This is a genomic window from Aeromonas sp. ZOR0002 (genome assembly GCF_963866995.1).
GTDB lineage: Bacteria > Pseudomonadota > Gammaproteobacteria > Enterobacterales > Aeromonadaceae > Aeromonas > Aeromonas caviae.
The window spans coordinates 1-7,473 of sequence record NZ_CAWMFQ010000292.1; the positions used below are offsets into that span (position 1 = coordinate 1).

At 65.6% G+C, this 7,473-nt stretch carries 7 protein-coding genes and 1 pseudogene; 2 read left to right on the forward strand and 6 right to left on the reverse strand.

Translation table 11 applies throughout. From position 1 onward, the window contains the following. The coding region (locus AACR77_RS15715; protein ID WP_042882700.1) for a 3'-5' exonuclease at positions 1-818 on the reverse strand (818 nt) is incomplete at its 3' end. A gap of 243 nt (positions 819-1,061) precedes the next feature. Here AACR77_RS15715 and AACR77_RS15720 point away from each other — a divergent pair. Next, the gene (locus AACR77_RS15720) at positions 1,062-1,940 is read left to right on the forward strand and encodes a pirin family protein (RefSeq protein ID WP_042882702.1); all 879 of its coding nucleotides are present in this window, start codon (positions 1,062-1,064) and stop codon (positions 1,938-1,940) included. Positions 1,941-2,000: 60 nt separating this feature from the next. Here AACR77_RS15720 and AACR77_RS15725 read toward each other — a convergent pair whose 3' ends face one another. The 4 genes from AACR77_RS15725 to AACR77_RS15740 form a co-directional block, all read right to left on the reverse strand. Then, positions 2,001-2,861, reverse strand: a complete 861-nt coding sequence (locus tag AACR77_RS15725) for a PA4780 family RIO1-like protein kinase (protein WP_029314478.1) — start codon at positions 2,859-2,861, stop codon at positions 2,001-2,003. 94 nt (positions 2,862-2,955) lie between these two features. Next, entirely contained in the window at positions 2,956-3,951 is a 996-nt protein-coding gene (locus AACR77_RS15730; RefSeq protein WP_041215911.1) for an LpxL/LpxP family acyltransferase, read from the reverse strand. A gap of 154 nt (positions 3,952-4,105) precedes the next feature. Next, positions 4,106-5,095, reverse strand: coding sequence for a lipid A biosynthesis (KDO)2-(lauroyl)-lipid IVA acyltransferase (locus tag AACR77_RS15735; protein WP_010674623.1), 990 nt, complete (start codon positions 5,093-5,095; stop codon positions 4,106-4,108). A 220-nt stretch (positions 5,096-5,315) separates the two neighbouring features. Further along, the gene (locus AACR77_RS15740) at positions 5,316-6,296 is read right to left on the reverse strand and encodes a TDT family transporter (RefSeq protein WP_042882704.1); all 981 of its coding nucleotides are present in this window, start codon (positions 6,294-6,296) and stop codon (positions 5,316-5,318) included. Positions 6,297-6,399: 103 nt separating this feature from the next. On the opposite strand from AACR77_RS15740, the gene AACR77_RS15745 reads away from it, so the two are divergent. Beyond that, entirely contained in the window at positions 6,400-7,284 is an 885-nt protein-coding gene (locus tag AACR77_RS15745; RefSeq protein WP_039039086.1) for a LysR substrate-binding domain-containing protein, read from the forward strand. 85 nt (positions 7,285-7,369) lie between these two features. On the opposite strand, the pseudogene AACR77_RS15750 reads toward AACR77_RS15745, so the two are convergent. Next, a pseudogene (locus AACR77_RS15750) lies at positions 7,370-7,473 on the reverse strand (gfo/Idh/MocA family oxidoreductase); the annotation flags it as partial.

Genomic DNA, 7,473 nt, shown 5'->3' on the forward strand with positions numbered 1-7,473 from the left:
CAGAAGCAGAGCTCCCGCCCGCGCCCGAGCCGCAGCCGCCGCTTGTGGAGTTCGGCGCGGCGCAGCAGCAGGCGAAAGTCGAAATTCACCACGTTCCAGCCGATGACGAGATCGGGATCGTGCAGGCTGAACCAGCCCTCAAGGGCACCGAGCAGGGCCGGCTCGTCCGCCACCCACTCGACGGGGGTCTCCCAGTCCTGCGAGCCCGGCTCCGGAGCACCAATCATGATGACCCGCGCGTCCTCTTCGCTATGAAGCCCCACCGAGAAGAGAGTGCCATCCATGGCGCACTCCACGTCCAGGGAGACCCAGGAGAGGGTCGGCGTCACCGCCTTCGGCGCACAGCGCGCCTCGTTTACCTCCCAGTAACCCTGCCTGCCCCCCTTTCGCCTCGCCTTGCCGTCAAAGCGCATCCCGGCGGTGATGAAGCGCTCCATGAGAAAGCGCTCGGGCAGGCGGATATCCGCCTCGAAGTGCTCCAATCCGCGGATGAGCAGCAGCTCGATGGCGCGGTGAAAGGCGCTCAGGGTGGCAAAGTAGCAGCCCACCACCCGGCTCCCCTCGAAGGTGTGCATGGGGAGGCGACGAAAACGCCCCCTCACCCCGGCCCCCTTGAAGAGCTCTGCCGCCTCCTCCAGGTGGCGTTCCGGCAGGAAGAAGACAGGCTCCTGCCCCGGCACCACCACCCGTACCGGCCCCTGTGCGCTCCAGAGCCACATCACGATCTCGGTACGCCCCTGCACATCCCGACCATGGCGGGTCAGGATGAAGCCGTCGAGCGGCGGGGTCACGGGAGGGAGGGGCTGGATGTCGGTCATGCAGGTGGTCGGGCTCAAGAGTGGGATGGGACTATTGTACGTTCATACAGTACCCGGCTGCAATTGCCTGGCTGGGCCCTCAGGGCAGGCGCTGTGCCCCGTCTTTGCCATCCGGCGCCGGATTGGGGCATAGTAACCTCGGCATCACTCACCGGCACCGGGCGAGACGGCATGTCCAACTCCCGGCAGACGCTGCAGCCTGCTCGCGCGTGCGCCAACCCTTTCCTCGACAAGGAGCACCCCATGACACAACAGTGGCAACGCATTGCCTCCCGCCTCACCGATGTGGGCGGCATCCCGGTGGCTCGCGCCATCCCGGTCAAGGAGCGGCGCACCATCGGGCCCTGGTGTTTTCTCGACCATATCGGCCCGACCCGCTTTGCCCCCGGCGCACCCGGCATGGATGTGGGGCCCCACCCCCACATCGCCCTGCAGACCTTCACCTGGATGCTGGAGGGGGAGATCCTCCACCGGGACAGCCTGGGCAGCAAGCAGGTGATCCGTCCGGGCCAGGTGAACCTGATGACCGCAGGACGGGGCATTGCCCACACGGAGGAGTCGGTCCCGAACCAGCCCGATCTGCACGCCGCCCAGCTCTGGATAGCCCTGCCCGAGGCGGATCAGCATACCCCGCCCCGCTTCGATCACTACCCGACGCTCCCCCGCTGGCAGCAAGGGGAGATCACCCTCACCCTGCTCATCGGCGAGCACGGCAGCCAGCGCGCCCCCACCCTGCACTTCTCCCCCATTCTGGGGCTGGATCTGCACACCCCCGAGGGAGGCGAGATCACCCTCCCCCTGGACCTCGCCTTCGAGCACGGCCTCTTTCCCCTCGCGGGGGAGACCATCGTCGCAGGGGAGGCCCTGGCCCCGGAGCAGCTGCTCTACCTGCCCCCCGGCAACCGGGAGGTGGTGCTGACCCTGCGCCCGGGTGCCCGGCTGCTGCTCATCGGCGGCGAACCCCTGCCCAGACCGCTGCAGATCTGGTGGAACTTCGTGAGCGTCGACAAGGAGGCCATTCGCACCGCCGCCGCCGACTGGGAGAGCGGTCATCCGCGCTTTGGCGAGGTGACGGGTTACCAGGGGCCTCGTCTCAAGGCGCCGCCCCTGACCGGGCTCTGAGCCAGGGTTCCAAAACAAAAGAGCGCCCATGGCGCTCTTGTTGACTGGAATGAAGGCCCGTCAGGACTCCTCTTCCTGCTCCGCCTGCAACCTGGCCCGGCGGGCCATGGCCTCCTCCTGGGCACTCTCTATCTCGTGCAGCACGCCATCCAGATCGATGGCCTCCCGGCTCTCTTCGAACAGGCCGGTGAGCTCGGTCTCGGGGCCCAGCTTGCCATCCTCGAACAAGGACCACATCTCCCGGGCATACCGGGTCTTGAGCAGCTCGGGGGCATACATGCCGTAGTAGTTGCGCATGTTGTCGACATCCCGCTCCAGCATGGCCCTGGCCTGGTTGTTGGCGGCGGCATCCACCACCTGGGGCAGGTCGATGATGACGGGCCCCTCCTCGTCCACCAGCACATTGAACTCCGAGAGATCCCCGTGAATGAGGCCGGCGCAGAGCATGCGCACCACGTAGCGGATCACCTTGCCATGATCCACCAGGGCCTGCTCACGGGTCAGGGCCACGTCGTTGAGACGGGGAGCGACGTTGCCGTCGGCGTCGGTGATGAGCTCCATCAGCAGCACGCCATCGAGGCAGACATAGGGCCTGGGCACCCGCACCCCGGCCGCCGCCAGCTTGAACAGGGCATCCACCTCGGTGTTCTGCCACACCTCTTCGTGCTGCTTGCGACCGTACTTGGAGCCCTTCTCCATGGCGCGGGCATCGCGGCTGCTGCGTACCCGCCGCCCTTCCTGATAGACCACGGCCTGCTTGAAGCTGCGCTTTGACGCCTCTTTGTAGACCTTGGCGCAGCGGATCTCGTCGCCGCAGCGCACCACATAGACGTCGGCCTCTTTGCCGCTCATCAGCCGGCTGATGACATCGTCCACCAGGCCGTCATCAACCAGAGGTTGGATTCGATTTGGAATTTTCATGACCGCCCTTTTACCCTATTTGCACCTTGTTTGCACCTGTTTGCTGGTGGCCTGCCACCCCTGTCAGAAACGGCCCGCAAGGGGGCCGTGTCGATCAAGGTTCCGGTGGCAGCCCCTGGCGGATGCGGCGGATCCCCGCCTCGTAGAGACCGTCCTCGCCCTGATCGTGCTCCTGGGTTTCGAAGATCTTGAGAAACCACATGTACTGCTCGGGGAAGCGGCCAAGCTGCTGCTCCACCATGCGGTTCATCTGGTTGACGTCCGCCACCAGATCCGCGGTGGGATAAGGGTCGAACGGCGCCTCGATCTCCAGCCGGTAGCACCCCTGATCCTCGTCGTAGCAGGCCAGAATGGGCACGGCGCGGGCACCGGTCAGCTTCACCAGCTTGGGCAGGGCCGGCAGGGTCGCCTTGGGGTGGTTGAAGAAGGGCACGAAGAGGCTCGCCTCCCGGCCGTGATCCTGATCCGGCAGATAGAAGAAGCTGTCGCCGCTGCGCAGGGCCTTGATGGCGGGCTTGATGCCGACGCTGCGCTCGTAGATACGCCCGCCCTTGCTGCGCTCGCGGTTGATATACCAGTCGAACACCGCATCCTTGGGGCTTTTCATCATGGTGCACATCTTGATCCCCTGGAGGGGGAAGTAGCGGCCAATCATGTCCACTGCCCAGGTGTGGGGCACCACGAAGATCATGGGGCGACCGGCTGCCCGCTCCGCCTCCACATGCTCCCAGCCGCTCACCTTGACGCGCCCCTTGAGGAAGTCGGGGCTGCGCCAGGTCAGCTCGCCAAAGCCCAGGAAGGTCTTGAGCCCCACCCGGATGGATTTCAGCAGCAGGGCCTGACGGCCCGCCTCGTCGAGATGGGGGAAGCAGATCTTGAGGTTGGTGTCGGCGATGTAGGCCTGCTTCCTGGAGACGCGCAGCAGCAGGGGGGCCAGGTAGTCGGCCAGCTTGTCCCGTGCCCTTGCCGGCACCCAGGCCAGCAGGGAGAGCAGGGCGACAGCCAGCCAGCTGCCCCACAGACGGGGGTGCAGCAGGCGCGGATGAAAAGAGGTATCAAACACCGGATCTTGTGCGGACATGGTCGCCATCGAATCATCAAAACAGACCGTCATTTTAGTGATCCTGACAGCTTTTTCTACCCTGCCCTGCACAGCGCCCCCGCGCCAAGTCACTGATCAGACAAGTTAGAAATAAAAAGTGGCCCGCTTGGGGCCACATTTTTGCACCGGGTGAGCGCAAGGCTCAGGGGTGAGGAGCAAGGCCCCGGCGGATGCGCCGGATCCCCTCTTCGTAGAGGCCATCCGGCCCCACCTGATCCTCACGGGTGTCGAAGATCTTGAGGAACCACATGTACTGGCCGGGGTGGCGGCAGAGCTGGCGCTCCACGCTGTCGTTCATGCGGCAGGTATCCGCCATCAGATCCCCGCTCGGGTAGTCGGCGTAGGGAGCCTCGACCTCCAACCGGTAGCCGTGCGCCTGCTCGTCATAGCAGGCCAGCACCGGCAGGGCCCGGGCGCCGGTCAGCTTCACCAGCCGTGGCAGGGCCGGCAACGTCGCCTTGGGGTGGTTGAAGAAGGGGGCGAACAGGCTTGCCTCCCGGCCGTGATCCTGATCCGGCAGATAGAAGAAGCTCAGACCGGATTTCACCGCCTTGATCACCGGCTTGATGCCGGCGCTGCGCTCATAGACGCGGCAGCCGTGCCGGGCCCGCGCGCCGTTGATGTGCCAGTCGAACACCGGGTTGCGGGCGCTCTTCATCATGGTGCACATGGGCAGGCCCCGCTGGGCAAAGTAGTAGCCCGCCGCGTCGATGGGCCAGCTGTGGGGCACCACCAGGATCACCGGTCGGCCAGCGGCCTGCTCCGCCTCGATATGTTCCCAGCCGCTGACCTGGATCCGCCCCATCACGTGGGCGGGGCTGCGCCAGGTGAACTCGCCAAAGCCCAGCAGGCTCTTGAGGCCGACCCGGATGGAGGTCATCAGGATGGCCTCCCGCTCGGCCTCGCTCTTCTCCTTGAAGCAGATGGCGAGGTTGGTCCTGGCGATGTAGATCTGCTTCTTCGAGATGGCGCATACCAGGGGCGTCAGAGCATCGGCCAGGCGATCCCGCCAGCGCGGGGGCACGAAGGCGAGCACACCGATGGCGCCGAGGGCGAGCCAGCTCAACCAGTAACGGGGGTGCAGCAGACGAGGCTGGAATCGGGCGTCAAACACGGGATCAGATGAGGACATGGGGCACGACAAAACAGTGGGAAGATAAAGTGGCGCGCATCGTGACAGGTATTACCAGTTAACGCCAACTGAATGTCGCCTGTATGGGCAACTATTTAAGCCACTTCACGGATTGACAAAATTAATCTGCTTCATTTGATTCCCCTCTGTGTCACTGCATCACGAACGGCAGACCCCGCACGGGCGGGGTCGATGACGAGGGGGGATGAAAACCTTGTGCCTAGCGGCGTGCGGGCTGCCCCGGCAGGTCATTCTGCACCGCCGGCAGGAAGAACATCAGGTAACGCAGGGCCACGTAACCCACCACCAGGGTGGCCACCCCCAGCTCCAGATAGGCCAGCTGATGGAGCTGCTCGGCATAGCGGGCCGCCTGTGGCCACTGCGACAGCAGGTGACTCACCTTGAACAGGGCGGTGGCCCCGATCACCAGGGGGAAGGTGAAAGCGGCGTAACCCGGCGAGAACGGCAGGCGCAGCAGCTTGATGAAGGCCAGGTAGATGATGCCGGTCATCAGCACGGCGATCCCGAGCAGCACCGCCACCAGCAGCAGGGAGGGATCCTGGCTCACGGTGAGGTAGCCGGCCAGCGACAGGCTCGCCGGGGCGGCCAGGATGGCGATGGTGGGCTTGGCGGCATCCGGCACCTCATGGCTGAAGATGAGGCGATAGAGCATCAGCGGCAGCATCAGGCCGTAGCAGGCCATGCCGAACCAGAGCAGGCCGGTGGCCAGGGATGCGAAGGGACCGCCCGGGTAGGCCACGTCAGCCACGATGATCCCCACCGGCGGCACGAACCAGCTCGGCACCATGTGATGGATTTCGAACGCTCTGGCCCTGTGCCAGACGAAGGTGGCGAGGAAGACGAGGTGGATGATGACCGCAAACAGCCAGAGCCCCTGCCCCAGGGTCGGGGCGAGCAGGCCGACCGCCTTGGAGACCACCATGGTCCCCATGGCGTAGGTGGGCACCACGCTGCCCACCACGGGATGGGCGAGATCCTGCCACAGCAGGCGCGGGTGGATCAGAAACTTGAAGGTCAGGACGAGGAGCAGCACGGCGGCGATGGCGGCCCCCAGCAGTTGCAGACGGCCATCGAACTGACCGGCATTTTCCCAGCACCAGCCGAGGCTGGCGATCCCCAGAGCCAGACCGGCCATGGGGGTCGGGGCGGCGGCCAGGGAGCGGCGGGTTCTTGCGATCATGGCGAATACCCTCTTGATGATGACGATGGGCATAGGATAAAGGGGGTCTATCGTTTACGATATCTAAATGAATTGAACTTAGCGTTTAGGAAAATCAAACGATATGAAGCTCACCCTGCAACAACTCAAGGTGTTTGCCACCATCGCCCGCCACGGCAACCTGGGGGGCGCCGCCAATGAACTCTGCCTGAGCAAGGGGGCCGTCTCCCAGTCGCTGCAGGAGCTGGAGCGCCAGCTCGCCACGCCCCTGTTCGACCGGGTGCACCCGAGGCTCCAGCTCAACAGCGAGGGGCGCCTGCTGCAACCGGCCGCCGAGGAGCTGCTGACCCGGATGCAGGAGATAGAACAGCTCTTCAGCCCCGATGCCGAGCCGAGCGGCCAGCTGCACCTCGGGGCCAGCCAGACCATCGGCAACTACCTGCTGCCCGCCCTGCTGGCGGAGGGGGCCCAGGAGCTGGGGGCCGCCCCCAGGGTCACCATCGCCAACACCCACCTCCTTTGCCATGCCCTCGCCCACTTCGAACTGGATCTCGCCCTCATCGAGGGGGAGAACCACCACCCGGACCTGGTGAGCGAACCCTGGCTGGAGGACGAGATGCTCATCATCGCCGCCCCCGGTCACCCCCTGGCGGATCAGCTCGAGCTGCCCCTGCGCCGGCTTGCCGGGGAAACCTGGGTGCTGCGCGAGGCGCAATCCGGCAGCCGCGAGCAGTTCGAGCAGCAGCTCCAGCCTCACCTGCCCCGCTGGCAGGCGGGGATAGAGCTCAATACCCTGGAGGCGGTGATGCTGGCGGTGGAGAAGGGGCTCGGCATCTCCTTCATCTCCCGCCTCGCGGTGGCGGACCGACTGGCACAGGGGCGCCTGGTGGCCCTCACCCCGAGTCGCCGCTTCCCCCGCCAGCTCTCCCTCGTCTGGCACAAGCAGAAGTTCCACTCCGCCGCCCTGCGCCGCTTCCTGGCCTTCTGCCGCGCCCAGACCCTGGCGTGAGAACCCCTTCGGATACGACAAGGGCGCCATTGGCGCCCTTGTCGTTCAAGCGATGAGCACTTCTGCCCTCCGCCCTTCTCCGGCCTCAGCCGGCGAGTCCCCCTTCAATCCAGCCGAGCACCTGCCGGGTCACGGCCTGGGGCACCCAGGGGGAGTCCAGCAGCCGGTGGCGCAGGCAATCGACTGTGA

Coding starts and splice junctions, on each gene's coding strand:
- AACR77_RS15740 (WP_042882704.1), bottom strand. CDS start 6,296: ATGATCGCAAGAACCCGCCGCTCCCTGGCCGCCGCCCCGACCCCCATG.
- AACR77_RS15720 (WP_042882702.1), top strand. CDS start 1,062: ATGACACAACAGTGGCAACGCATTGCCTCCCGCCTCACCGATGTGGGC.
- AACR77_RS15735 (WP_010674623.1), bottom strand. CDS start 5,095: ATGTCCTCATCTGATCCCGTGTTTGACGCCCGATTCCAGCCTCGTCTG.
- AACR77_RS15730 (WP_041215911.1), bottom strand. CDS start 3,951: ATGGCGACCATGTCCGCACAAGATCCGGTGTTTGATACCTCTTTTCAT.
- AACR77_RS15745 (WP_039039086.1), top strand. CDS start 6,400: ATGAAGCTCACCCTGCAACAACTCAAGGTGTTTGCCACCATCGCCCGC.
- AACR77_RS15725 (WP_029314478.1), bottom strand. CDS start 2,861: ATGAAAATTCCAAATCGAATCCAACCTCTGGTTGATGACGGCCTGGTG.